Annotated in this window: 25 protein-coding genes and 2 tRNA genes; 12 read left to right on the top strand and 15 right to left on the bottom strand. The window is 39.1% G+C overall.

The genetic code is table 11. The annotated features are described in order from the left end of the window. The 3 genes from H9N25_RS05330 to H9N25_RS05325 form a co-directional block, all read right to left on the bottom strand. Positions 1–1,203, bottom strand: a complete 1,203-nt coding sequence (locus H9N25_RS05330) for an efflux RND transporter periplasmic adaptor subunit (protein WP_190328186.1) — start codon at positions 1,201–1,203, stop codon at positions 1–3. 69 nt (positions 1,204–1,272) lie between these two features. After that, positions 1,273–1,479, bottom strand: coding sequence for a hypothetical protein (locus tag H9N25_RS25250; protein WP_330221091.1), 207 nt, complete (start codon positions 1,477–1,479; stop codon positions 1,273–1,275). Next, entirely contained in the window at positions 1,473–1,877 is a 405-nt protein-coding gene (locus H9N25_RS05325; protein ID WP_330221090.1) for a TetR/AcrR family transcriptional regulator, read from the bottom strand. The genes H9N25_RS25250 and H9N25_RS05325 overlap by 7 nt, the downstream gene beginning before the upstream one ends. 181 nt (positions 1,878–2,058) lie before the next feature. On the opposite strand from H9N25_RS05325, the gene H9N25_RS05320 reads away from it, so the two are divergent. Both H9N25_RS05320 and H9N25_RS05315 read left to right on the top strand, forming a co-directional pair. After that, complete coding sequence (locus H9N25_RS05320; RefSeq protein WP_190328185.1) at positions 2,059–2,535, top strand: GNAT family N-acetyltransferase; 477 nt, start codon at positions 2,059–2,061, stop codon at positions 2,533–2,535. 151 nt (positions 2,536–2,686) lie between these two features. After that, entirely contained in the window at positions 2,687–4,156 is a 1,470-nt protein-coding gene (locus tag H9N25_RS05315) for a rhomboid family intramembrane serine protease (protein WP_190328184.1), read from the top strand. Between the two features lie 113 nt (positions 4,157–4,269). Here the strand turns inward: H9N25_RS05315 and H9N25_RS05310 are convergent, their stop codons facing one another. The 5 genes from H9N25_RS05310 to trpD form a co-directional block, all read right to left on the bottom strand. Continuing rightward, positions 4,270–4,911, bottom strand: a complete 642-nt coding sequence (locus H9N25_RS05310; protein WP_190328183.1) for an NAD(P)-dependent oxidoreductase — start codon at positions 4,909–4,911, stop codon at positions 4,270–4,272. A gap of 624 nt (positions 4,912–5,535) precedes the next feature. After that, on the bottom strand, positions 5,536–6,303 hold the full coding sequence (gene trpA, locus H9N25_RS05305; protein WP_190328182.1) for a tryptophan synthase subunit alpha: 768 nt from the start codon (positions 6,301–6,303) through the stop codon (positions 5,536–5,538). A gap of 48 nt (positions 6,304–6,351) precedes the next feature. Then, entirely contained in the window at positions 6,352–7,533 is a 1,182-nt protein-coding gene (gene trpB, locus H9N25_RS05300) for a tryptophan synthase subunit beta (RefSeq protein ID WP_190328181.1), read from the bottom strand. 153 nt (positions 7,534–7,686) lie between these two features. Then, positions 7,687–8,319, bottom strand: a complete 633-nt coding sequence (locus H9N25_RS05295) for a phosphoribosylanthranilate isomerase (RefSeq protein ID WP_223833596.1) — start codon at positions 8,317–8,319, stop codon at positions 7,687–7,689. Then, positions 8,313–9,302, bottom strand: coding sequence for an anthranilate phosphoribosyltransferase (gene trpD / locus H9N25_RS05290; RefSeq protein ID WP_190328180.1), 990 nt, complete (start codon positions 9,300–9,302; stop codon positions 8,313–8,315). Before trpD ends, H9N25_RS05295 begins: the two co-directional genes overlap by 7 nt. A 312-nt stretch (positions 9,303–9,614) precedes the next feature. On the opposite strand from trpD, the gene H9N25_RS05285 reads away from it, so the two are divergent. Continuing rightward, positions 9,615–10,556, top strand: a complete 942-nt coding sequence (locus H9N25_RS05285; RefSeq protein WP_190328179.1) for an ion channel — start codon at positions 9,615–9,617, stop codon at positions 10,554–10,556. Between the two features lie 845 nt (positions 10,557–11,401). On the opposite strand, the gene H9N25_RS05280 is transcribed toward H9N25_RS05285, so the two are convergent. Beyond that, positions 11,402–12,220: an SDR family oxidoreductase gene (locus H9N25_RS05280; RefSeq protein ID WP_190328178.1), complete on the bottom strand. Its 819-nt coding sequence runs from the start codon at positions 12,218–12,220 to the stop codon at positions 11,402–11,404. Between the two features lie 91 nt (positions 12,221–12,311). Then, positions 12,312–12,929: a recombination mediator RecR gene (gene recR, locus H9N25_RS05275; RefSeq protein WP_190328177.1), complete on the bottom strand. Its 618-nt coding sequence runs from the start codon at positions 12,927–12,929 to the stop codon at positions 12,312–12,314. 228 nt (positions 12,930–13,157) lie between these two features. On the opposite strand from recR, the gene H9N25_RS05270 reads away from it, so the two are divergent. The 4 genes from H9N25_RS05270 to H9N25_RS05255 all read left to right on the top strand — a co-directional run bounded on the left by H9N25_RS05270 (position 13,158) and on the right by H9N25_RS05255 (position 16,574). Beyond that, a complete protein-coding gene (locus H9N25_RS05270) occupies positions 13,158–14,666 on the top strand; it encodes a sodium:solute symporter (protein ID WP_190328176.1) in 1,509 nt (502 codons plus the stop codon). 17 nt (positions 14,667–14,683) lie between these two features. Next, positions 14,684–15,391, top strand: a complete 708-nt coding sequence (locus H9N25_RS05265; RefSeq protein WP_029278019.1) for an LOG family protein — start codon at positions 14,684–14,686, stop codon at positions 15,389–15,391. Between the two features lie 160 nt (positions 15,392–15,551). After that, positions 15,552–16,055 carry a hypothetical protein gene (locus H9N25_RS05260; RefSeq protein WP_190328175.1) on the top strand — a complete coding sequence of 168 codons (504 nt, stop codon included), beginning with the start codon at positions 15,552–15,554 and terminating at the stop codon, positions 16,053–16,055. A 24-nt stretch (positions 16,056–16,079) separates the two neighbouring features. After that, a complete protein-coding gene (locus H9N25_RS05255; protein WP_190328174.1) occupies positions 16,080–16,574 on the top strand; it encodes a hypothetical protein in 495 nt (164 codons plus the stop codon). Between the two features lie 54 nt (positions 16,575–16,628). On the opposite strand, the gene arsC is transcribed toward H9N25_RS05255, so the two are convergent. The 3 genes from arsC to H9N25_RS05240 all read right to left on the bottom strand — a co-directional run bounded on the left by arsC (position 16,629) and on the right by H9N25_RS05240 (position 20,169). After that, positions 16,629–16,973 (bottom strand): arsenate reductase (glutaredoxin), encoded by a 345-nt coding sequence (gene arsC, locus H9N25_RS05250; RefSeq protein ID WP_167293725.1) that lies wholly within the window; start codon positions 16,971–16,973, stop codon positions 16,629–16,631. Between the two features lie 10 nt (positions 16,974–16,983). Beyond that, positions 16,984–17,574, bottom strand: a complete 591-nt coding sequence (locus H9N25_RS05245; RefSeq protein WP_190328173.1) for a DUF502 domain-containing protein — start codon at positions 17,572–17,574, stop codon at positions 16,984–16,986. A gap of 135 nt (positions 17,575–17,709) precedes the next feature. Then, positions 17,710–20,169, bottom strand: a complete 2,460-nt coding sequence (locus H9N25_RS05240) for a bifunctional UDP-N-acetylmuramoyl-tripeptide:D-alanyl-D-alanine ligase/alanine racemase (protein WP_190328172.1) — start codon at positions 20,167–20,169, stop codon at positions 17,710–17,712. A gap of 61 nt (positions 20,170–20,230) precedes the next feature. On the opposite strand from H9N25_RS05240, the gene H9N25_RS05235 reads away from it, so the two are divergent. The 4 genes from H9N25_RS05235 (at position 20,231) to H9N25_RS05225 (ending at position 21,044) form a co-directional block, all read left to right on the top strand. Next, a complete protein-coding gene (locus H9N25_RS05235; protein WP_255524581.1) occupies positions 20,231–20,584 on the top strand; it encodes a regulatory protein RecX in 354 nt (117 codons plus the stop codon). Then, positions 20,524–20,718, top strand: coding sequence for a regulatory protein RecX (locus H9N25_RS24930; RefSeq protein ID WP_255524580.1), 195 nt, complete (start codon positions 20,524–20,526; stop codon positions 20,716–20,718). Before H9N25_RS05235 ends, H9N25_RS24930 begins: the two co-directional genes overlap by 61 nt. A gap of 94 nt (positions 20,719–20,812) precedes the next feature. After that, a tRNA-Gly gene (locus tag H9N25_RS05230) sits at positions 20,813–20,888 on the top strand. A 72-nt stretch (positions 20,889–20,960) separates the two neighbouring features. Further along, positions 20,961–21,044, top strand: a tRNA-Leu gene (locus tag H9N25_RS05225). Between the two features lie 148 nt (positions 21,045–21,192). Here the strand turns inward: H9N25_RS05225 and H9N25_RS24925 are convergent. After that, a complete protein-coding gene (locus H9N25_RS24925; protein WP_255524578.1) occupies positions 21,193–21,876 on the bottom strand; it encodes an HAD-IC family P-type ATPase in 684 nt (227 codons plus the stop codon). Between the two features lie 20 nt (positions 21,877–21,896). Next, a complete protein-coding gene (locus H9N25_RS05220; RefSeq protein ID WP_255524577.1) occupies positions 21,897–23,735 on the bottom strand; it encodes a heavy metal translocating P-type ATPase in 1,839 nt (612 codons plus the stop codon). A 1,076-nt stretch (positions 23,736–24,811) separates the two neighbouring features. Between H9N25_RS05220 and H9N25_RS05215 the strand changes: the two genes are divergently transcribed. After that, complete coding sequence (locus H9N25_RS05215) at positions 24,812–26,194, top strand: family 43 glycosylhydrolase (RefSeq protein WP_190328171.1); 1,383 nt, start codon at positions 24,812–24,814, stop codon at positions 26,192–26,194. Positions 26,195–26,267: the final 73 nt, after the last annotated feature.

The following is a 26,267-nucleotide window of genomic DNA, read 5'->3' as shown; positions in this document are numbered from 1 at the left end:
TTAATTTTTTGTTTTTGCAACAGCTACTTTATCTGCTGCTTTTTGAGGCTGGATCACCATGCCCTCCTGTAATTTATCAACGCCGCTTAACACAATCTGGTCGCCAACTTTTACCCCGTCTTTAACCAGGTAATTTTCGCCGGCTTTACCAACAATGGTAATAGCTTGTTTTTTCACCTTACTGCTGTCGCCTACAGTAAATACAAATACTTTATCCTGCATTTCTACCGTTGATGACTGAGGCACCAGAATAGCATTATCGTGCTGCAAACCTAAACGGATCTTACCGGTATTACCCGAGCGAAGAACGCCACTTGCATTAGGAAAACTTGCCCTAAGCGTAATGGCACCTGTGTTTTTATCAAACTGACCATCGATCATATCGATCTTGCCTTTAATTGGATAGGCAGAATTATCAGCCAATAAAAGTTCTACCGCTGGCAAATGTTTAATCCTGTCGGCAGGTGTTTTACCCGGGTAGTTTGCATTAAAACTGTTGAAGTCGTTTTCTGCAAGGGAGAAATAAACATGCACTTCGTGGATATCGGATAACTGTGTTAAAGCAACCTGATCTGTCGGAGAAACTAAACTTCCCTGTTTTTTAGGAATACGGCCGATGTAACCGCTAACAGTAGCCTTAACATTGGTATAACCTAAGTTTATCTGTGCTGCAGCAACACTGGCTTTAGCTTGTTCGGCATTTGCCTGCGCAATTTTATAAGCTGTTTTTGCCGTTTTTAACTGAATATCAGAAACAACTTTATTCTGAACAAGTGGTGTTAACTTATCAACCTCTAACTGAGCGTTTAAGATAGCGGCTTCTGCTGCATGTAAACTCGCTTTAGCATTGTTTAAAGCCTCGCGATAAGGGTTTTCGTTAATTTTAAACAGGGTTTGCCCAGCGGTTACATAAGCGCCTTCGTTAACCAAAACACTTTGTAAGTAACCACTTACCTGCGGACGCACATCGATATCAACAGCCCCCTGAATAGAAGCCGGATATTCAATATACGTAGTTTCTGTGCTCGCGTTAATTGCGCTTACAGGTAAAGCTGGTGGCGGTGGTGCAGCTGCAGCCTGGTCAGGAGACGACTTACAACTCACCAGAATTATAGATAGTAGAGAAATTGTTAACAATAACTTAATACTATTAAACTGTTTAACAGCGTTAAGTAAAGGGTACAAGCGATGTAGAGATTTCATATGATTAAATTTAATTGGACTTATGGTGTATAATAATTTAACAGTGTTAAATTATCGTGTAAAAAAAAATTAACTATTAATAGATAATGTAATGCCCTTGATGGCATCTTTTAAAATTTGCTGGTTTAACTCGTCGGTAGTTCTGCCATTGGGGCGAACCAGGTTGATGGAAATTAAACCGTGGATGATGGACCAGTAAGTGTAATACTTCATGCAGATATCATCTTCAGATACTGGTTTTTTCTCGAATAAAGATTCGATTACATCCCCTAACATCCCCCCACGTTTTCGGCTTCGGGCATCGACTTTTTAACGCTGCAACAAACCATATCTACCCCGTACATCAATTGATAAAATTCTTTGTGGGCAAAGGCGAAGTTCCAGTAGGCAATCCACATGGCTTCCATTTTATCTTCCGGAGATTCGTGTTTATCCCTGGCTTCTCGGATATCTTTCGCCAACATTAAATATCCCCTTCTGGTAAGTTCCAGTAAGATACCGTCCTTGTTAGAAAAGTACTCGTAAATAATTGGTGCAGTATATTCAATCTGGTCGGCAATTTTACGCATACTCAATGCCTGCCAGCCTTCTGTTTGAACAATATTCAAGGCAGCATCCAGAATTTTTGTTCTGGTTTCATCTTTTAAACGTAGAATTCTCTCTTTACTTCCCATCACTCAGAATATAAGGTGTAAATAATCTAACACCGTTAAGCAAATGTAGAACCAATTGCAGAATTGACAATCATTCATTTGTCATAAACATTTTATTGCCTAGTTTTATGCCTTACAATTAATGTTTAAAGTGTTTAAACGAACATTTTTACTTAAGTTAATTTCAATAAAATAATAGGCCATGATTTTCCGCCCTGCAAAAACAACTGACATAACTGCCATACAAATTGTCAGACATACGGTAAAAGAGAACATTTTGTCAGATCCGGCGCTGGTTACTGACAAAGATTGCGAAGAATTTATTACGCAACGCGGTAAAGGCTGGGTCTGCGAAATAGACGGAGCAATAGTTGGGTTCTCCATCGTAGATTTAAAGGAGCGTAACATCTGGGCCTTATTCCTGCGACCAGAATTTGAAGGCAAAGGCATTGGCAAAGAACTGCACCGCTTGATGATGGACTGGTATTTCGATCAAACGCGTGAGCCGGTTTGGCTGGGTACATCGCCCAATACCCGTGCTGAAGAATTTTATACCCGGCAAGGCTGGAAAAAAGTGGGCGTTGTAAATAAAGGAGAAGTGAAATTTGAAATGAGTTACGAGGATTGGAGAAACCATCACCTAAATATTGACCACAAAGGCGCTAAAGCACAAAGCTGATCGTTTCTTAATCCCTAGGTAATAAATTCTCTTAGTGCCAATAGAGATTAGTTTAAGTCTATTGTTTAAATAGTGGCCAGGCCGGCTTAAAACTTATATAATATAAATCAATCGTTTATATTTGTGAACTTGAAACATTAACTCTCTTTATATGGCCATAGGCATTACACCTAAGTACCAGGAAGAAATTCCACTTCATGCACTAACAGCACAAGAATTTTTAACAATAGCCACCGAGGCAGTAGCACGGCTCAACTGGAGCATTCACTATCAAAGTGCAAGCGGCTTTATTGCACAAAGCAGTACTTCCGCCATTAACTCAAGCAGCGAAATCAAACTGATTATTGAAGAACAAACGGCCACCATTTCGAGTGAATCGACTGGAGGCGAAATGATTGATTTTAATAAGAACAAAAAGAACGTTCAAGCTTTTCTAGCTGCTTTTGATACTGTGCAGGCAGAAATTTCACCTGATGAACTTTCGGTTAAATCGCAGGAATTACACAATTCGCTTGATTTATCTGCTGCTGATCTATTAAAAATTCCTGCAGAATCTGCAACACAAAAGGTTAAAAATTTCTTTTCGCTGTTTATTCCTAAAAGGGATTTTTTCTTCACACCAATACTGGTCAACCTAAATATTCTGATCTTTATTCTGATGGCTATCGGTGGCGCAAACATTTTTTCGCCAAGTTCTGAAATCCTCATTAACTGGGGCGCCAATTTCCGTCCACTAATTTCCATAGGGCAATATTGGCGGTTAATCACCAATTGCTTTTTACATATCGGTATATTACATCTTCTTTTTAACATGTACGCATTAGTTTATGTTGGTGTACTGTTGGAACCTATGCTTGGAAAAAGCAAGTTTATTGCTGCTTACTTATTAACGGGTATAGGAGCCAGCCTGGCAAGTACCTGGTGGCACGAACAAACGATCAGTGCAGGTGCTTCTGGTGCAATTTTTGGCTTGTATGGTGTTTTTCTTGCTTTACTTACCACTGATCTGATCGAAAAAGAAACGAGAAAAGAATTGTTAACGAGTATCGGCATTTTTGTGGTTTATAACCTCGCTTATGGTATGAAAGGAGGCATTGATAACGCGGCCCATATCGGCGGATTGGTTTCAGGCCTGGTAATCGGCTATGCTTTAACTCCCAGCTTAAGGAACCCTGAAAAGCCGTCATTAGGGATTGTATCTATTGCTGCATTATGTATATTAATGCTTTTTTCATCTTTTGGTGTGATTAAATCGATCCCGAATACAGAAAGTTTAACCACATACGACAAAAGATTTGAGCGTTTCAGAACTTTGGAAACAATGGCCCTTGGCGTTTATACGCTTAAAGCAGATGCAAAAAAGGAAGATGTATTATACGAAATCCGCGACCGCGGAATTTATTACTGGAATGAAAACATCAGTTTACTGGACAGTTTAGAGCAATTGAACCTTCCACCATTTGTTAGGGAGCGCGATAAGACTTTAAAAGAATATTGCAATTTACGGATTAAGGCTTACGAACTGATGTATAAAGCTGTAGACGAAAATTCGCATAAATATGATGCTGACATTGCAAAAATCAACCAGCAAATAGAATCCATGCTTAAATCTTTTGAATAATCGTTTAAACTCAGCTGTCATTAATTGTAGCGCTTTGAGCATTACTAACCACGAAGACACAAAGAACACGAAGTTTATTTCTTGGTGTCTTGGTGCCTTCGTGGCAAAACAATCTAACTATTCCAGATAAAAGGTGCCTGTTTTACAAACTTACCGCCCTCTAAATGATCAATTATAAACTGGCCGATATTAGCTGCATTAATCTGATCACCAATGCAATTAATCAAGCTTGTTCCTATGTCCGTTTTTTCGTCGGTTTGGATAATCAAAGGTAAACGGAGCAAGGTCCAGTCCAGATCACTTTCCGCCAGGATATCGTATTCCTTTTGCCTATTTGCTGTAGAAACCGGATAATTCTCATACATCCATTGGGTAGCAAATCTGGTTTTTGCATTTTTATCATCAAAAGGTGTATCTACGTTAATACCTGTAATCACGATATAACGTTGCAAACCAAGGCCTTTCATCGCCGTTAGGATGTTACCTGTCGATTGCGTAAAGATTGTTTTTTCGCTGGCTGGTTGTCCCATCCCCAAGGCACTCACAACGATATCGCAACCTTTTATAAAATGATATACTGCTTGGGCATCGCTAACATCGCCTGTTGTAACTTCAAGAGAGGCGTGATGGACCTGAAGTTTTTCTAGATTTCTAACCAAGGCTTTTACCTTGAATTTTTGCGCCAATAGCGCTTTTAAAATATAAGTACCAGCTTTACCTGTAGCACCGATTAAAGCAATTTTTAAATCTTGCATAATGTTCTTTATAAAATTTTGGAAAATAATGGCTTGTTCCCCTGTTATCAGAACAATAAGGGAATTTCAGAATTGAATTCTGTTTGAGTTATATTTTATAAAGAGATTTTAATAATACTAATGTACAAAAAAACTGAATCGGGGAAAATTTAATCTTAAATAAAAGACCCTGAAACAAGTTCAGGGTAACGGATTGAGAGAAATAACGACCAAAACAGAATCCTATAAGATATAAAGTACCTATAAACGCCATAGCCTATATGTTCTTACATGCCCTATATGGCAAACTATTATAGGTTTTAACAACTAAGACCCTGAAACAAGTTCAGGGTGACAGATTGTGAGAAATAACGACCAAAACAGAATCCTATAAGATATAAAGTGCCTATAAGCGCCATAGCCTATATGTATGTTCTTACATGCCCTATATGGCAAACTATTATAGGTTTTAACAACTAAGACCCTGAAACAAGTTCAGGGTGACGAACCACAAGAGTAATCGTCATTGCGAAGAGGAACGATGAAGCAATCTTTCATGCTAGTGAACCCTCGTTTTAAAGATTGCTTCGTCGGCTGAAAAAGCCTTCTCGCAATGACGATTCATTGATAAAAAAGCACTAACCGCTAAGCTTTAAACTTCTTCATGAAGTTACTCACACTTTCTTCTAAATTTCCATCAGCGATGGCTTTAACGAAAGCAGTACCAATAATAGCTCCGTTGGCATAAGAACAGGCTTTATCAAAAGTTTGTTTATCGCTGATCCCGAAACCGATCATTGTTGGGTTCTTCAGATTCAGGTTTTTAATCCTACTAAAATAAGCCTCAGTAGTATTACCCACTTCCAGGTTTTTACCCGTTGTGGCTGATGAGGACAACAAATAAATAAATCCATTAGTTAAACCGTCAATTTTATGGATCCGTTCCTCAGCCGTTTGGGGCGTAATTAAAAATACATTGCTCAGGTTATGTTTTTCGAAGCAATCTTTATAGAACTCCTCATACTCTACCATTGGCAGATCGGGAACAATACAGCCATCTACCCCTACTTCGGCACAGGCTTCGCAGAATTTTTCTACTCCAAACTGCAAAACCGGGTTCACGTAGCCCATTAACAAAACAGGAATGGTAACTTTCTTGCGCAAGTCTTTCAACTGTTCGAAAAGCAGCTTAAGTGTCATACCCTGATCGAGCGATTGTTTGCTACTGGCCTGGATAACCGGTCCATCGGCAACTGGATCGGAATAAGGGAAACCGATTTCGAGCATATCTGCCCCCGATTTCTCCAGTGCTTCGGCAATTTGAATAGTATCGCCAGTATTTGGATAACCAGCGGTATAATAAATTGATAATATATTTTTCTTCTCTTGGAAGAGTTTTTTGATTCTGTTCATGTTTTTTCTTTTTCCGTTATTGCTTCGTGCCTCGCAATGACGATTCTTCTAAAGATTAAAATATTTAATATAAGTGTCCAGATCCTTGTCGCCACGACCAGATAAACAAACCACTACGTTTTCGCCACCTTTAAATTCCATTTTTTCCAAGTAAGCCAATGCATGTGCACTTTCAATCGCCGGGATAATCCCTTCTAATTGGGTGCAAAGCAAACCCGCTTCTAAACTTTCTTCATCGGTAATGGAAACATATTGGCCACGGCCTGTTTTAAACAAATGTGCATGCTGTGGTCCAATGCCAGGGTAATCCAATCCTGCCGAAACCGAATGTGGTTCTACCACCTGCCCATCTTCAGTTTGCATTAAAATACTTCTGCTACCATGTAAAACGCCTTCTTTGCCCAAATAAGTGGTTGCTGCGGAAAACCCGCTCGACACCCCCTTTCCGGCTGCTTCAACAGCGATCAGTTTAACATTTTCATCATCCATAAAATGGTAGAACATGCCCATGGCGTTACTGCCACCACCTACGCAGGCTAAAACATAATCAGGTTGATCGCTTCCAGTCTGCTCCAATAACTGTTTTTTGGTTTCCTCAGAGATAATCGATTGGAAAATGGCCACCATATCAGGATAAGGGTGTGGACCAACAACTGAACCAATGATGTAATGCGTATCTACCGGATTATTAATCCAATCGCGCATGGCTTCGTTGGTGGCATCTTTTAAAGTTTTACTTCCAGAACTGGCAGGAACTACCTTTGCGCCTAACATTTTCATGCGGGCCACATTCGGTGCCTGGCGCTCGATATCAACCTCGCCCATGTAAATTACACACTCCAGGTTACGCAGTGCGCATACGGTTGCAGTAGCTACACCATGCTGACCAGCACCCGTTTCGGCAATTATCCTTTTTTTACCCAGTTTTTCGGCCAATAAAATCTGTCCGATGGTATTGTTGATCTTATGGGCACCGGTATGGTTTAAATCTTCTCTTTTTAGAAAAATATTGGCACCATATCTTTCAGAATATCTTTTGGCAAGATATAAAGGTGAAGGACGGCCAACATAATCTTTCAATAATTGATGAAATTCCTTTTGAAAATCGGCATCATCAATAATCTTTAAATAGTTTTGACGCAATTCTTCTACGTTTGGATAAAGCATTTCGGGGATGTACGCGCCACCAAAATCTCCATAATATCCTTTTTCGTTTACTTTGTATTTCATAATATTTTTATCAACTAATCTGTCACATTGATGGTTACTAAAGATAAGTCGTCATTCCCGCGCAGGCGGGAATCTTAAAGCTCATTGCATTACGATTCCCAATCAAGTTGGGAATGACGGATCAACTTATACTCAATCACTTTCAGGATGACATTATTTCATATTCATTTCTTTAATAAATTCTTTAATCTTTTCTGCATCTTTCAAACCTGGCTCAATTTCAAATCTGCTATTGATATCCAGGGCATATAAGCGCTCATCATTTATTTCTTTTATGGCCGGTGCATGCTCTAAATCAATGCCACCACTTAAAAAGTAGGGTTTAGTGTAAGTATATCGGTCTAAAACAGACCAATCGAATGTTTTTCCCGATCCGCCATGTGTTTTGGTTTTGGTATCGAACAGGAAATAATCCACCACATTTAAATAAGCTTCGAGACCTGAAAAATCAAAATCTTCATCTATTCCGAAAGCTTTAATCACTTCTAAAGCAGGAAAGCTTGATTTTAATGCTGCACAGTATTCAGGCGATTCGCTTCCATGTAACTGAACAGCCTTTAGCTTCAAGGTGTTTACTTTATCTTTTACTTTTTCAATGTCTTCATTTACAAACACCCCTACAGTTTTAATCTCCGAGGGAATGTATTTGATCAATTCAGCAGAAACCTCACTGATCAACCTTGGCGATTTTTCATAAAAGATAAAACCCAGGTAATCTGGCTGCAGTTCAGCAACCGCAGCAATATTCGCTGCCAAACGCATTCCGCAAACTTTTAACTTTAACATGCCAATAGTTGTTTGAAACTGTTAAGTGCTTTTTTGCTCATTAACGATTCTTCTGCTTCGTAAAAACAATCAGCAAAAGATAACGTAGGTTTTATGGTTTTAATGGCCAGTGCCGAATTGCACAAAACCACGTTGTTCTGTATATCTGTGGCTTCGCCATTTAATACATCCATAAATATTTTGGCAGATGATTCTACGGTATCACCACCTTTAATCGCATTTACATCCACTTTTTCGAAGCCCATATCAGCAAGCGTTAAAATCTGTTCGCCTTTGTTCGAAAAGGTTTTTACATCGCATGTTAATGAAACCTCATCATAACCTTCCAGTGCATGCACAATGGTATAATTTTTATCGGTGTCCTGGTATAAATAAGCATATAAACGGGCCAGTTCCAAACTAAAAACGCCTACCATCTGGTATTTCGGCTGTCCGGGGTTAACCATTGGCCCCAGCATATTGAAAAAAGTTTTCACGCCCAGTTCCTTACGGATTGGTGCTACAATTTTCATCGCCGGATTAAACAGAGGGGCATGCAGGAAACAGATCCCTGCTTTATCCAGGTTGCGTTTTAAAGTGTTTTCATCATTGGTAAAAGTATAACCTAAATATTCCATTACGTTAGAAGAACCGCAGCCCGAAGAAACGCCATAGTTACCATGTTTGGCCACATGATGACCCGCACCTGCCACCACAAATGAGGATAAGGTAGAAATATTGAAAGTATCTTTACCATCACCTCCGGTACCGCAAAGATCAATCAGGTCGTAACCCGATAAATTTACTTTAACACACATATCGAGCATCGCATCACGAAAGCCCTGTAACTCCTGTACAGTAATATTACGCATGGCATAAGCAGTAATAAAAGCGGCAATCTGCGAAGAGTTAAATGCTCCTTCTGAAATGGAAATTAAAATGTTCTTTGCTTCTTCCCTGCTAAAACTCTTGTTCTCGAATAAATGGTTTAATATTTTTTTCATGTTTTGTGTACCTCTTATCGTCTTTATCGTCATTCTGAAGTTGATTCAGCATCTTTCATTTAGATGCTGAACTAAATCCGATCGCTATCGGATCAGCATGACGATCCTCCAAAAAATTGCATAAAAAAAGGATTGCTTTTTGGGCAATCCTCTTCGTTGTGTTTAAAATATTTTAAAATATATAACAATAGAATTTGCCTAACGAATTTCGTTATGCCACCACCAATTGTTATTTAAGTTTTTAATTATCATGTTTGTATAAAGCAAATATTGACATAGTTTTTTAATATTCCAAAATCTTTCTAAAAATATATGGCTTTCTTTAAAAGAAAAGTACAGTTTAATGATGATTTAGGTTTCGGATCCAATCCGGTAACCAAAAACCAGCGCATGCTTAACCCCGATGGTTCGGCAAATATCGAACGGACAGGCCTGCCCTGGTTTAAGTTTGATGATACCTATACCCGTTTGGTTACCATGAGCTGGCCGCGGTTTTTCTTTGTTATCCTTGTAGCCTACCTCATTGTTAATACCATATTCGCTGTTTTATACAACGTTGTTGGGATCGAAAACTTAGAAGGTGCCAAAGGTTTAACACTCCGCGACCAGTTTTTTGATGCATTTTTCTTTTCCGCCCAAACCATTTCTACTGTGGGTTATGGCCACATTTCGCCGCAGGGTTTTATTACCAGCATTTTAGCTGCTTTCGAAAGTATGCTGGGCCTGTTGGCTTTTGCATTGGCTACGGGTTTATTATATGGCCGCTTCAGTCGACCTACCTCTAAAGTAAGTTTCAGCAAAAAAATGGTGATTGCCCCCTACGAGAAAGGCCACGGTTTAATGTGCCGTTTAGTTAACCTCCGCCGTAACCAACTTATCGAAGTTGAAGTACAGATGGTAATGTCGTACAACGAAACGGTTGATGGCAAACATGTAAGAAGATTCTACCCTTTGGCACTGGAACGCGATAAAATCGGTATCCTGTCTTTAAACTGGACTTTGGTACACCCTATTACCGAGGAAAGTCCGTTTTACGAAAAATCGTTAACGGAGTTACAACAGGCAGAGGTTGAAATTTTTGTAATGCTTAAAGCCTTTGATGATACTTTTTCGCAAACCATTCATACCAGAACCAGTTATCAGGATGAAGAAATAGAAATGGATGCCAGGTTTGAGAAAATGTACTACCATAACGATGCAGGTAAAATGGTAATGGATTATAGTAAATTGGATAAGGTTACGCGAACGGTGTAAGGATCTTTTTTCCTCTTTTATAAAATTGTTTTGTTTTTTTGGAAAGCAGGTTTCGGTGTTCATCGGTTGCGGTAGTCCCGTTATCCGCTTTATCCCGATGGAAGGATCGGGATGCTCGCTACTACCGGGTTTATGGCAGTCAGGTCTGTGCTAAATATGACTACCCCATCTTTCAGGCATCCCACTGGAGGAGCTATCATATGAACACATCTACACGAGCCTCTATTTGTTTTAGCACATATTCTTAGGGCGATCGTCATGCTGAATTTATTTCAGCATCTTTCCTGCTAATAACAAGCTTTGATAGCTTAAAAATGCTAGTTTAGAGATAAATGTTGTTGTTTTCGCTCTTTGCCGCGGGGCATGGTAGTTTTTCGCAGATCATGTTATTTTTATTTATGCTCAAGAATGCTGGCGCATTTTGGAGTGCCAAAGTACCCAAAGCGCTTTGTCATCCGATAGCTATCGGATCCGAAAATGTAGCTCCTCATCACCCACGCTCATCAAAAGGTTACGCGAACGGTGTAAGGATCTTTTTTCCTCTTTTATAAAATTGTTTTGTTTTTTGAAAAGCAGGTTTCGGTGTTCATCGGTTGCGGTAGTCCCGTTATCCGCTTTATCCCGATGGAAGGATCGGGATGCTCGCTACTACCGGGTTTATGGCAGTCTGGTCTGTGCTAAATATGACTACCCCACCTTTCAGCCCCTCATCATCTCTATGCGATTTGCATTCCCCTCTTTCAGAGGGATGTCCGACTCCGCTCAAACTGACAATTAATTAGCTTAAACCACTAACTTAACCTTGCAACCTAAACGCTAAACCCTAACCGCCTAAACCTTAAACCCTACCCCTTAATCAACGGATTTTTTTCCTTCGCAAACAGATCAAAAACCTTTTTATCTACAAAAGCCGGGAAGAGTTTATTCATCCAAACGGCTAATTTCCCCTGTCCAGTCATGATTAAAGTTCGTTTTCGTTTTTCGATACCATCAGCAATAATGCTTGCTACTTCTTCTGAAGACATCATTTTACCTTCATCCATACTCGTTTCGCCATGTGCAGCCCCATCCTTTGATAAAGCTGTAACACGGATATTCGACGCCGTAAAACCAGGACAGGCCAAAAGCACATTTACCCCTGTTTTTAACAGTTCGGTACGTAATGATTCTATAAAGCCATTCATCGCAAATTTCGAAGCCGAATAACCCGTTCTGCCTGGCAAACCGCGGAAACCGGCAATTGACGAAACACCAACAATGGTTCCTTTGGTTTTTAAAATCTCTGGCAAAGCATATTTGGTACAATAAACGGTTCCCCAGAAGTTTACATCCATCAGGTTTTTAAGTACCGATAAATCCAGATCGTTAAACAGGGCACGCATGGATAATCCGGCATTATTTACCAGGATATCAATCTTTTGAAAGGATACTAAAGCCTGTTTGATAATCAGTTCGCAATCTGCCTCTTTACTTACATCGGCCTGAACAGCCACCGCTCTAATATTATATTTTTTTTCCAGATCGGCAGTAATTTCGCAAAGGGTTACATATTGACGTGCGGCTAAAACCAGATTGGCACCACGTTTTGCAAATTCTTCGGCGCAAGCTTTTCCAATTCCGCTCGATGCCCCGGTGATGATGATGACTTTATTTTTTAGGTTCATTGTGTAGTATCAAGATTTGAGTATCCAGTATCAAGACTGAATACTGCTTTATTATATTTTTTGAAGTAGTTTGTTATGGGTTGTATTATGACTATTTCATCATTGCAGTTTCGTAAGGCACACGGGTTACAATCGATCTGCCGAGTGTAATTTCATCTGTATATTCCAGCTCGCCGCCAAAAGCAATACCCCGTGCAATGGTCGTTACCGGAACATTAAACTCCTTTAATCTTTTATACAGGTAAAACAATGTGGTATCGCCCTCCATATTCGGACTCAATGCCAAAATTACTTCTTTAATCCCTCCTGCCGCCATTCTTACTATTAATCCATCAATAAACAGATCGGAAGGACCAATGCCATCCATTGGAGAAATTAAGCCGCCCAAAACATGGTAAACCCCAAAATATTGACCGGTATTTTCAATGGCCATCACATCGCGGGTATCTTCTACCACACAAATGGTTTCTTTATCACGTTTTGGCGAAGTACAGATCTCACATACTGCATAATCGGAAATGTTATGGCAAGTGCTGCAATGTTTAATCTGCTGTTTAAGTTTTATAAAAGTATTGCCAAACTGGTTTACCTCCTCCTGCTCTTTGTTTAAAAGATGTAATACCAAACGTAAAGCCGTTTTTTGCCCTACACCAGGAAGTTTTGAGAATTCGTTTACCGCATCTTCGAGCAGTTTGGATGAAAAATTCATAATGCAAAAATAAGTAATTAGTTCAATAGTTCATTAGGCATTTGTTCATTGGTAACTGTCAATTCTCAACCACAAACTGATAATGGTTCATTTGTACAAGGTGCACATCTTTGCAATCGGTTATTAGAATACTTCCTACTTTATGCCCCACTGGACTTTTGACTTCCGACCCAACAATATTGCTTGATTTGATACTTTTCTTTACATTTATCAGCTTAATACGAAACTATGTCTCCAACCATCCTACTGTGTTTCCTGATCGGTTACTTTTTATTACTGATCATTATCTCATTTGTAACCTCAAAAAATTCATCCGATAATTCTACTTTCTTTGTTGCCAACCGGAATTCTAAATGGTATTTAGTTGCCTTTGGAATGATCGGAACCGCACTTTCGGGCGTTACTTTTATTTCGGTACCCGGAGAAGTTGGCGCACCCGGTGGAAACCAGTTTCAATATTTTCAATTTGTATTGGGTAATGCAGTTGGCTTTATCATCATCGCTACAGTTTTGCTTCCACTATACTACCGGATGAACTTAACATCTATTTACAGTTATATCGAAAAAAGATTAGGCCATTATAGCTATAAAACAGCAGCATCGATATTTTTATTAAGCCGCACTCTGGGATCAGCTACCAGATTATACCTCGTAGTAATTGTTTTACAGCGTTTTATATTCGATAATTATGGCGTTCCGTTCTGGTTAACGGTTTTAATTTCTTTGGCACTGATCTGGTCGTACACGTTTAAGGGTGGATTAAAAACCATTATCATTACCGATACACTGCAAACTTTTTTCCTGGTACTTTCGGTTTTCTTGACGATTTATTTTATTTGCAACAGTCTCGATTTCAGTATTCCACAGGCATTCGAAACCATAAAATCCAGCAGTTACTCGAAAATATTCTTTCTAAATGATTTCCTGACCAATAAATTCTACTTCAGTAAACAGTTTATCGGTGGTATTTTCGTTACCATCGCAATGACAGGCTTAGATCAGGATTTGATGCAGAAAAACCTGAGCATGGGCACCATCAAAGAGGCACAGAAAAACATGTTCACTTTTACAGGCGTATTTGTAATTTTAAATGTTTTCTTTTTGAGTGTGGGTGCCTTGTTATACATTTTTGCGGCAAAAAACGGTATCGATATTCCTTTAGATCATATTACTGCAAAACCGCGAACAGATTTATTATTCCCCGAAATTGCTTTAAATAATCTGGGTGCAGTACCCGCAATTATATTTATGCTGGGCCTAACGGCAGCAACCTTTGCCACAACCGACTCGGCACTTACAGCCTTAACCACATCGTTCTGTGTAGACTTTTTAGGCATGGCTAAAACAGAAAATGTAAATGCCAAAGATGCTGTAAAAAAACGCCATACCGTGCACGTGGCCTTTTCTATTTTGATGTTCCTTGTTATCATCGTTATCAATGCGCTGAACAGTTCATCAGTAGTCAGTTTGATTTTTACCATTGCCTCTTACACCTACGGACCACTCTTAGGTTTATATAGTTTTGGATTATTTGTAAAAAAACGCGGACTTCATGATAAATTAGTGCCGATAGTTTGCTTATTATCACCTTTTTTATGTTACTTGCTTGCAAGCAATTCGGCCACAATATTGGGTGGATATGTATTTAGTGTTGAACTGATTTTAATTAACGGTTTAATCACATTTATAGGTTTGTTGTTCATCAGCAAAAAAACGGATGCACAAACCAAATTTTAATATTAGAATAACAGTATATGACGAGTGAAGAAAAAATTAGAAGTGCTTTCGAAAACAAAGACTGGCAAGAAATCAAAGTAACCGACTCTTGGCAAATTTTTAAAATCATGGCCGAATTTGTAGACGGCTTTGAAAAACTAGCTAAAATTGGTCCGTGCGTTACCATTTATGGTTCGGCACGTACTGCCCAAACACACCGATATTACCAGTTGGCAGAGCAGTGCGGTAAATTATTAACCGATAGAGGTTATGGCGTAATTACTGGCGGTGGCCCTGGTATTATGGAGGCTGGTAACAAAGGTGCCCATACCAATGGGGGTAAATCGGTAGGTTTAAACATCGAGTTGCCTTTTGAGCAGTTCCACAATAAATATATCGATCATAATAAATTACTGGAGTTTGATTATTTCTTTGTGCGCAAAGTCATGTTCATGAAATATAGCCAGGGTTTTGTGGTGTTACCAGGTGGTTTTGGCACCATGGATGAGCTATTTGAAGCTTTAACCTTAATCCAGACCGGAAAAATTGCCCGTTTCCCAATCGTATTGGTGGGTGTTGATTATTGGGGAGGATTAATTGATTGGATTAAAGGAACGATGTTGCAGAAGGAACACAATATCCACGAAGAAGATTTAAATCTTTTCCGGTTGGTAGATACCGCCGAAGAAGCTGCAGAGCACATTTTCCGTTTCTACGATAAATATGTACTTAAACCGAATTTCTAGTAGATTGGTTCAATGGTTCATTAGTCATTGGTACTTGCCTGTAGCTAATTGAAAACTATTAACTGAAAATTGCATACTGAAAAAGTGCTTACAAACAATAAGCACTTTTTTTATTGTAACAACTTTAACTAACTGGTATCTAAAATAAAAAGCATCTAAAATGTCGAAATTTATCAACTGGAAAAGCAATTGGCTTAGTGGCAACTTTCAACTCTTTGCAGATGGTGTTCAGAAAGGGATGATCACATTCGAAACCTGGAAGAGTAATGCCGAAAGTATGCTTGAGGATAAAAACTATCAATTTGTAAACGAAGGTTTCTGGCAATCGAGCACAAAGGTAATTGACAGAAAAACAGGTGGCGTGGTCGCAGTTATCACTTACGACAGCTGGAAATCAAAAGCACTAATCAGCTTAAACACCGGAGAACAGTACGAGTGGAAATCGACCGGAATCTGGAAATCGCAATGGACGGTAAGCAATTATAAAGATGCGCACATTATGTACACATCGGGCAACAACAGTGGCGCTATATCTTCTGATACAGATAATAATTTATTAATAATAGCCGGTTTATTTATTAAACAGGTGTACCATAAACGCGCAGTTCTAATTATTGCCTGTATCGTTCCGATTATTTCGACATCAACACTTCGCCATCATTAATTTTAAATTAAATCCTTTTGTGAGATGGAACAGGTATTAAATTGGAGAAAAGGTTTATTTGATAGTAATTATCAGGTATTTAAGAACGGGCTATTAAAATTTTCGCTGAATTTTAGTTCGTGGAAAAATTCGGCTATAGCCACTACCCAGGCCGGTATTTACCTGTTAAAAAGTGAAGGATATTCTAAACCTGAAACTAAATTACTGAATAATCAGAATGAGATCTTAGCTATAATTACTTACGACTGGCTTCGTTTTAAGGCCAAAATTGTATTTGCCTCTGGCGATACTTTTGATTGGAGCTTTCAAAACAGCTGGTTAAGCCGGTGGTCGTTAAACAACCATCAGGATAAACAGATCTTGTTCAATGCTTCAAGTGGAAATGGCATGTTACATAGCAATGTGGACGACGATATGCTGATTTTATGCGGGCTTTTTATCCGCGAGTACTATTCGAGGCTGCTTGTTGGTTTTATCATTGCCATCTGCATTTTGTTTAGTTTCAAGAATATTTTTTAGATTCTGCAGATTGTACTTCGAAGTACATTTCCAAACGCGATCGTCATGCTGAATTTATCCCAAAATCTCTTTTATTTTTTCGGTTGGTCTGGCGATAACTGCCTGATCTCCTGAAACAATAATCGGTCTTTCAATTAAAATTGGATGCGTAATCATGGCTTCAACCCATTCTTCATCGGTTAAGGTTTTTCCTTTATAATTTTCAATAAAAACCTTTTCCCCTTTACGGATCAATTCCAATGGTTTAATACCCAGTTTTCGAATAATTTCTTCGAGTTCACTTTTATTGGGCGGGGTTTCCAAATAATAAACCACTTCGAAATCTTTTCCGCTTTTTTCAAGCTCCTCTAAAGCACAACGGCTTTTGGTACAGCGGTTATTGTGATAAATCGTAATCATATAGAAATGGTTATAGTCCACTTACGCCACCGCTAACCACCAGTTTCATGGCATCAGCTGCTGTCATATGCAAATCAGTTACCTTATCTCTTCTTACAATGCAAAGCTGGCCTGCAAAAGAGTAAGAAAGTGGAAAGTATACTGCAACTTCATCCGGAAGGTTGAGTTTATGCAGATCGTTTTGAGTTAAAAAGCCAATCTTTTTTAGGCCTCCCTCTACCTCAACCAGCACGGGGTGGTTAAATTTCTTTTCATCGCCAACAAAAGCCTCTGTTAAATCTTTTATAGATGAATAGATAAAATTAAGTAAAGGTAAACGCTGCATGATCCGCTGGAACCAATTGTACATAGGTTCGGTTACCAGATTGGTTACAAAAATGCCAGCAAGCAAAATAATAGCTAAAACCGTCAACAAACCTAAGCCAGGAATATTCCGGCTTTCTCCTGTATTAGGGTTTACCCCTAAAATATTGTTTACATTTAACCAGCTATCAACAGTTGTAACCGCCCAAACTACAATAAAAATACTTACGGCAATGGGTACAACAATTAATAAACCTTTAATTAAATAGTTTAAAATAGCTTTCCCGACTTTGTTCATGATGCAAACTTAGGAAAAATATGGTTAAATGGTTAGGATTGTTATATTGTTTGATGATCCGGCTAACAATAGGCCGTTTTTCTTTTCCGATGATAGTCTTTTACCCCTTTTGCCCACAATAAAACAACAATTCTCTTACTCATAAAAATAAACCCTTTTAACTCTTTGCGAGATATTGGTCAGAATTTCATACGGAATAGTACCAATATCTTCTGCTAACTGCATAATGGTATGTTCTTTATTAAAAACAATAGCTTCGTCGCCAGGTTTCACATCAATTCCTGTAATATCCAACATGGTCATATCCATACAAATCGAGCCAATTGTAGGCACCAAATGGCCATTAATGAGCATTTTACCAACACCATTACCAAAATACCTGGTGTATCCATCAGCATAGCCAATTTTTACAGTGGCAATTTTTCCGCCATTTGGCATTACGCCTTTCCTGCTATATCCAACAGTTTCGCCCGGAGCTAGAGTTTTCACTTGGGTAACCGTAGTTTTTAGTACCATTACAGTCTGCAAACCCCGGTTATTGGTTAAAGCAGAATCAAAACCATACAAACCTATGCCCAAACGTACCATATCCATTTGCCCTTCGGGCCAGCGCGAAATGCCAGAAGTATTAGAAATATGCAGCAGCGGTTTATAGCCTAAAACATCGACCAACTGATTCGCGATGATTTTAAATCTTTCAATTTGTTGTTGGGTAAAGCCATCGTGTTCTGCAGCATCGCTTGCCACCAGGTGAGAAAAAATACTTTGAACTTTTACCCTCGCCGAATCTCTCAGCACATTACACAATGCATCAATTTCTGGCTGATCAAAGCCCAAACGGTGCATGCCACTATCTATTTTAACGTGGATCGGGTAATCGAAATCATAATCAGACAGCGCATTTAAAAAACTATCCAGAATTTCTATGCTGTAAATTTCAGGTTCGAGCTTGTGTTTAATAAGGGCATCGAAAGCAGATTCCTCAGGGCTCATCACCATAATGGGCAAAGTAATACCCGCTTTACGTAAAGCAATGCCTTCATCGGCATAAGCTACCGCCAGATAATCCACTTTATGGAACTGTAGTAAATTGGCAATTTCGAAACTTCCGCTTCCATATGAAAAGGCCTTAACCATGGCCATTATTTTAACACCAGGCTTAATTTTAGAGCGGTAAAACTGCAGGTTATTCACCATGGCATTCAGGTCGATTTCTAAAACCGTATCGTGTATTTTCTGGGTAAGGAGTTTACTAATCCGGCCAAATTCGAACCGCCTGGCTCCTTTTACCAATATGGTTTCGTGGTTAAACTGTAAACCAGGAAAAGCATCGATAAAAGCATTCGTATCGTCGAAAAACTGTGTCTCAAACTTAAAGAGGCTGCCATACTTCGAAATGTGAGTCCCAATTCCAATTAGTCGGTTTACTTTCTTCTGTAAAAGCAGTTCGGCTATTTCTGTGTATAAATCTAAATCATCTCTGCCCGTTTCAAATAATTCGGAAAGGATAACCGTTTTCTTTTCGTGCTGATTCTGTTGATTTAAAAAATCAAGGGCAATGGCCAATGAAGAAATATCGGCACTGTAAGAATCGTCGATAATGGAACATTGGTTAATCCCGTTTTTCAGCTCTAAACGCATACTCACATGACTCAGCTTTTCTAAACGTAAATCGGCTTGCTCTGGTGTATAACCTAAAGCCAATAAGGTTGCCCAGCAGATCATTCCATTTTCTATCGAAGCTTTATCTTTAAAAGGCAAAATGCATTCAATTTCTCTATTTTGATAAATGGCACGTAAATAACAGTTTCCTTCAATGGGTTCAACGGCAATAACCTGAAGATCTGCTGTTTGTTTACTGCTCCAACTAAACTGTTTTTTACCAGGAAGTTCTTTTGCTGTAATTTCGGTTACATATTCAGGCGAATAAATAAATAGTTCGGAAGTAGCAAAAAGCTTCAGTTTCTCGGTTAGTTTTTCCTTTTTAGAAGCAAATCCTTCTGCATGTGCCTCACCGATATTGGTTAAGATTCCGATTTCAGGACGGATAATTTCTGCTAAGTGCTGCATCTCATTAACTGCAGAGATGCCCGCTTCAAAAATGCCGAGCGTATGATCGGCCTCAATCTGCCATACCGAAAGCGGCACACCTATTTGTGAATTATAACTTTTCGGGCTTTTAACAATATTAAAATCGGCAGCCAAAAGCTGGTAAAGCCATTCTTTAACGATTGTTTTTCCATTACTCCCAGTAATGCCGATTGTTTTCAGGTCAAATTTATTCCGGTGTTCAATGGCAAGCTTTTGTAGCGCCACCAAAGTATCATCAACCAGTAAAAAATTGCAATCAGGATATTCGTTAATGTATTTAGGTTCGGTAATTACAAAATTCCTGATTTCCTTTGTGTAAGCATCTTTAATAAACTCATGCCCATTGCGGTGCGAAGACAGGGCAAAAAACACAGCGTTTTCAGGGACCAGCACCGAACGGCTATCAACCACCAAATATTGAATAATTACCTGTCCATCAATTAATTTGGCATCGGCATTTAAAATTTCGGCTATTTTGGTGATGGTGTATATTGGATTTTGCATGTTATTATATTCAGAAAAATACGGTAATCGCTTTTATTTTTACGAATTTCAGTAATTAATTATGAAAAGCGGTAAACAAGAAGCAGTATTATTAGATAAAAAACAAGCATTGGTAAAAGCCGAAAGTTTTTGTGTTTACCAGGAGCGTTCGCAAAAGGAAGTGCGGTATAAACTGGTAGAATGGGGAATGCGTGGCGATGAACTGGAAGAAATTATAAGCGAACTGATTTTGAATAATTTTTTAAATGAAGAAAGGTTTGCTAAAAGTTATGCATCAGGTAAATTTAACATCAAACACTGGGGGCGTGTTAAAATTAAACAAGGTTTAAAATTAAAGGGGTACCCGATAAAATTTTGCAAAAGGCAATTTATAGCATCGATGATGATGATTATATACAAACCATCGAAAAATTAGCTTTAAAAAAAGCAGAAGGTTTAAACGAAAATGATCCGTTTAAAAGAAAAAATAAGTTGATGAGCTACCTTCAGGCAAAAGGTTTTGAAACTGATTTAATTTTACTTGTACTGAAAGCCAGCAATTTAAATTAAATATTAAATTTTTAACAAGAAATCTCTTGACAGAAATATAAATCTGCCTATATTTGCATCACCAAAACGAAACAACAACATCAGTTTTGTAAATGCGAAAGTAGCTCAGTTGGTAGAGCACGACCTTGCCAAGGTCGGGGTCGCGAGTTCGAATCTCGTCTTTCGCTCCAAATAAATGCCTTCCTACCAGAAGGCATTTATTTTAAAGTTAACCAAGCCGGTGGAGATCGGCAGCGGCTAATGCTCGGGTGGTGGAACTGGTAGACACGCAGGACTTAAAATCCTGTGCTTTCAAAGGCGTGCGGGTTCGATTCCCGCCCCGAGTACACACAAAAAATCGAACAAAAACCTTTCAGAAATGAAAGGTTTTTTTGTTTATAGAATTCATTTTATTTGTGTGAAGGTAGCGATCAAGGATCAAGCGGAAAAGTTGGGGTACTGGAATAATTTTTCCTTAAAGGATTTTAAAAAATATTAGTCAATTTTTGCATTTCTCAATCTCAGGGAATTCAAGATAACAGAAACGGAACTAAAGCTCATCGCGAGTGCAGCGATCATTGGAGATAACAAAATCCCAAAAAACGGATATAAAATACCTGCCGCTATCGGAATGCCTAATATATTGTATCCAAGGGCAAAAAACAGGTTTCCATTTATATTGGCCATGACCTTGCGACTCAACAAACTTGCTTTTGCGATCCCATTTAAATCTCCCTTTACCAATGTGATCGCGGCACTCTGGATCGCTACATCTGTTCCCGTGCCCATTGCTATACCGATATCAGCCTGGGAAAGTGCAGGTGCATCATTGATGCCATCACCTGCCATGGCTACCTTTTTGCCTTCCCCCTGTAGTTTTTTTATTTCATTGAGCTTATCTTCTGGCAGCATCTGAGCCTTAAAGCCGTCCAAACCTAGGGTTTCGCTTACCGCTCTTGCTGTATCCTTATTGTCGCCTGTAAACATGACTACCTTGATCCCCTTATTTTGGAGTTTTCGGATTGCCGCCGCGCTGGAAGGCTTGATCTTATCAGAAATAACAACAAATCCAATTGCTTTATTTCCTACAGCGAGATAAGAAACTGTTTTACCCTGCTTTTGAGCCGTACTAACCTGTTCATCTAATTTAGGATCAATTGTCGCTTTAACATGTTCCATTAACTTTTGGTTCCCAAAAGCTAGTTTTTCCGCCCCAAACTACCCATTACCCCCTTTCCTGTAATCGCCTCAAAGTTTGATATGGGTTTAATATCTATTTTGTTTTCTTCTCCATAACGTAAAGTTGCATGGGCCAATGGATGTTCGCTGCTGCTATTCAAAGCCATAATTTTTTCAAGCATATCCTTCTCTGTAAAATCAGGATTTACACTGACCACTTTTTCTACCGAAGGTTTACCTTCGGTTACCGTACCAGTTTTGTCGATAACCACGATATCAATTGCATTCATTTTTTCAAGAGATTCGGCATTCTTGATCAGTATACCAGACTGGGCGCCCTTACCCACTCCTACCATTACCGACATTGGAGTAGCAAGGCCCAGCGCACATGGACATGCGATAATCAATACTGCGATTGCATTTACAAAAGCATAAACGTAGGCTGGATCGGGGCCATATATTGCCCATACCACAAACGTTGCAATGGAAATCAATACTACAACAGGCACGAAATAACCCGAGATTTTATCCGCCATTTTTTGGATGGGCGCTTTCGAGCGGCTTGCCGAATTCACCATTTCGATGATCTGTGACAAAAGTGTTTCTGAGCCTACCTTCTCCGCAAGCATGACAAATGTTTTATTTCCATTGATCGTGCCCGAACTCACCTTGTCTCCGGTGTTTTTTTCCACAGGAATGGGTTCGCCGGAAATCATAGATTCATCAATTAATGCTTCCCCTGTTTTAATACTACCGTCTACCGGGATTTTTTCACCAGGCTTTACCCTCAACAAGTCTCCTTTGTGGATGTCATCAATAGATACTGTTGTTTCCCTATCCCCAACTACTTTTGTTGCTGTATTCGGGGCCAGCTTCAGTAGTTCCTTAATGGCACTGTTGGTTTTACCATGGGCACGGGCTTCCAAAAGCTGACCAAGTAGCACCAATGTAAGTATCACTGTTGCTGCCTCAAAATAAACGAAGATGGTGCCATGATGTGTTTTAAACTGATCTGGAAAAACACCAGGAAAAATAAGGGCAACAAGACTAAAGATCCAGGCTGCGCCTGCACCAATTCCTATCAGGGTAAACATATTTAGCTTCCAGGTCATTATAGATTGCCATGCCCGCTGAAAAAACATCCAAGCGGCATAAAAAACCACCGGAATAGAAAGCACAAACTGAACCCAGTTCCAGTATTTAAGTTCCACTAGATCAAACAAGGGATTATTCGGAAGCATTTCTGTCATGGCAATAACAAAAATGGGAACAGTAAAAATTGTAGCTACCTGGAATTTTTTGAGCAGGGTTTCATAAGTTTTATCTTCCTCTTCCCGATTCGTTCCGGTAGAGATCAGATCCATGCCGCAGATTGGGCATGCGCCTGGTTTGTCGCTGATGATCTCAGGATGCATAGGACAGGTAAATTTTGCCGTATGCTTAAGTACGGGCTGTTTTATCAGGTCCATTCCGCACACAGGGCAATGACCTGGCTTATCATAAGTCCGCTCACCTTCGCAGTGCATCGGACAATAAAATAATCCTCCAGCTTCATTATCACCAAGCTTTCGAGCGCTTGGATTTTGTCCTTGGGATAATTCATGACGGTTATGATCTGTATTTTCAGTCGCTTTTATAACATGTTTTTCATGGGGAGGCATTTCAATGCTGTAATGTCCAGCGATAGACAGAGCCTCCTGCAGTTTTTCCGTTGGAACATGTTTTTCCATTGTTATGACGGCTTCAGCAGACTCCAATGATACCTTTGCAGAAACGCCATCAATGGTATTCAGTGCATTTTCAACTTTGCTTTGGCAGCCCTGACAGCTCATTCCGGTTATTTTATAAGTATGTTCCATGTGTCTGTTTTTTATCTGCTCGTGCTTAAATTTAGTTATTTACCTAACGTAAATCACCATAATAAGTGGGTTAACAACTTAATGCTTAATAAGATATTTTCAAAGATTTGATCCTCCATTCTTAACTACCGATTTATTCTGCAGCAGATAAGTCCTACGTGCGACTACTAACTCGCCAGAAAGATGCATTACCATATCTAAATGATTCGATCATATCACTTGGCTACAAGCTGTTACAAACAGCAAAGCCGGGAAAAGTTCCCGGCCTTATTATTATTTACATTTCTTGCATCCACCAGTATCTTTGCATTGTTTACTGCAATAATCTTCACATACACCTTTTGTACAGGATTTTGAGCATTTGGTACAATTGTTCATTTTACGATTGCAGCATGGCGTGTTACCTGCAAATGTATATGTAGATAGGCTGATCAACACCATTGATGTGATGATAAGGAACTTTTTCATTTGAATATTTTTATTATTGTGATAAAAAAACCGGCGTTAATTTTAGTTTATTTATATCAACACTACCTTCGGCGGGTGCCAGAATGAAAATGAAAAATCAATTGTGTTTTCACACACTGGATTAACTGAGCAGTTTTTAACTTCTACTGGAACCGTTTGTGCTATTTGAACCACTTTGTTTATTGTGAATCCTGATACATTGCAGCATAGTTTAGTCAAACACATGCCCGTTACCTTATTACTTTTATGCGGATTGCATGGCTTAGCCATACCTGATAGCATACAGCATTTTGGCTCTTTATCGTATTGTATAGCCTGTACTGTTCCCGTGACAACTGAAACCAGGCTCATGCAGATAACCATAAAAAAGGCAATGACTTTCATAATCGCAAGTAACGTTTTTCTGTGGTAAGAACTTTATATAATTTTATGAACTTGTTATATAATTTGGTATTATTCGCCAAATTAATAGTATAAAGAGTATATGTCTATTAAAATTGTGTCAGCTTGAGTACAGATTGATCTTAAATTAAGTTAAAACAGATTTTAACGTAATGCGAGAAGCAAATCCAGTTGTTCATATATAATACAATATTTAGATAAATACAATGATTAACAAAACACTCTTATCCATATTTTTGATATTGAGTATATCGGCCTCAATAAAGGCTCAGAATAGAAATCCATTTGGCAAACCGCTGGTTCCCGATATGATTGCAGACGCAAGTATTCAACAGATCAATGGCGTATTTTATTGTTATGCCACTACAGATGGCTATGGCAGAGGACTGAAATCTTCAGGTCCTCCTGTGCTCTGGAAATCAACCGATTTCGTTAATTGGAGCTTTGAAGGTACATACTTTCCATCAGCTGTTAAAGAATTATATTGGGCACCTAGCAAAGTTGTTCAGGCAAATGGCAAATTCTATATCTACCCTACTGTTAATGGTTACATGTACCCTGCAGTTGCCGACAAACCGGAAGGGCCTTTTAAACTCGCCCGGGGCAAGGATGAATGGTCTAAACCTTATACGCCTTCGACATTATTACAGACCAAAAAGCCAAATGGCATTGATGCAGAAATATTTGTTGACGATGATAAACAGGCCTATGTGTTCTGGAATACCAGGCATGCAGCGAAATTGATGCCTGATATGATTACTGTAGACTCGGCGGTACAGGTAATTTCGACTCCCAGAACGCAGTATTCTGAAGGGCCGATCTTCTTTAAAAGGAAAGGCATTTATTACTATTTATATACCATAGGCGGAGATGAGAAATACCAGTACGCTTATATCATGAGTAAAGTATCGCCTTTAGGCCCCTATACCTTTCCAAAAAATGATATCATTACGACATCCAATTATGAAAAAGGGCTATTTGGCCCAGGGCACGGTTCTGTTTTTAATTTAGAAGGAACGGACAAATACTATATTGCATTTTTAGAGTTTGGGAGGGGGAGCACCAACCGGCAAACTTACGTTAGCCCATTAACATTTGCCAGCGACGGGACCATTAATCCTGTAGATGTAAACCTCGACGGCGTTGGCGAGCTCGCGAAAAGCAGGCAGCCAAAGCAATTGAAAGTCAGTAATGCTGATGCCTCAAGTATAGCAGATTCGATAAAAATTAAACCTATTAAAGACCCATCGTTTAAACGAGAAGAGTTTTTCGATCCTAAATTTGCCTTTGATGGCTCCAATGGTTCGCGCTGGATGGCAAAAGAGAAAGATTCAGCAGGCTGGATAGTGGCAGATTTAGGAAAAATAAAGTCTGTAAGTTTAAGCAAAGTTTATTTTGTTCGCCCAACGGCAGGCCATGCCTACCTGCTTGAAACATCGATAGACGGAAAATCGTGGCAAAAAAGCGGAGGCCACAGCGAAATTAAAGTTCAATCGCCACATGTAGATCAATTACATATCAAATGCCGTTATGTTAGGATAAAAATTTTGAATGGAGTGGCTGGTATCTGGGAGTGGAATTTGCATTGATACAGCTATAAAGGTTACAAATGAATAGCATCAATATCGGAAACACTTATGTGTTTCCGATATCCGCTAAATA

The organism is Pedobacter riviphilus, from assembly GCF_014692875.1.
GTDB classification, from domain to species: Bacteria; Bacteroidota; Bacteroidia; order Sphingobacteriales; family Sphingobacteriaceae; genus Pedobacter; species Pedobacter riviphilus.
This window is presented reverse-complemented; position numbering and strand designations above follow the sequence as displayed.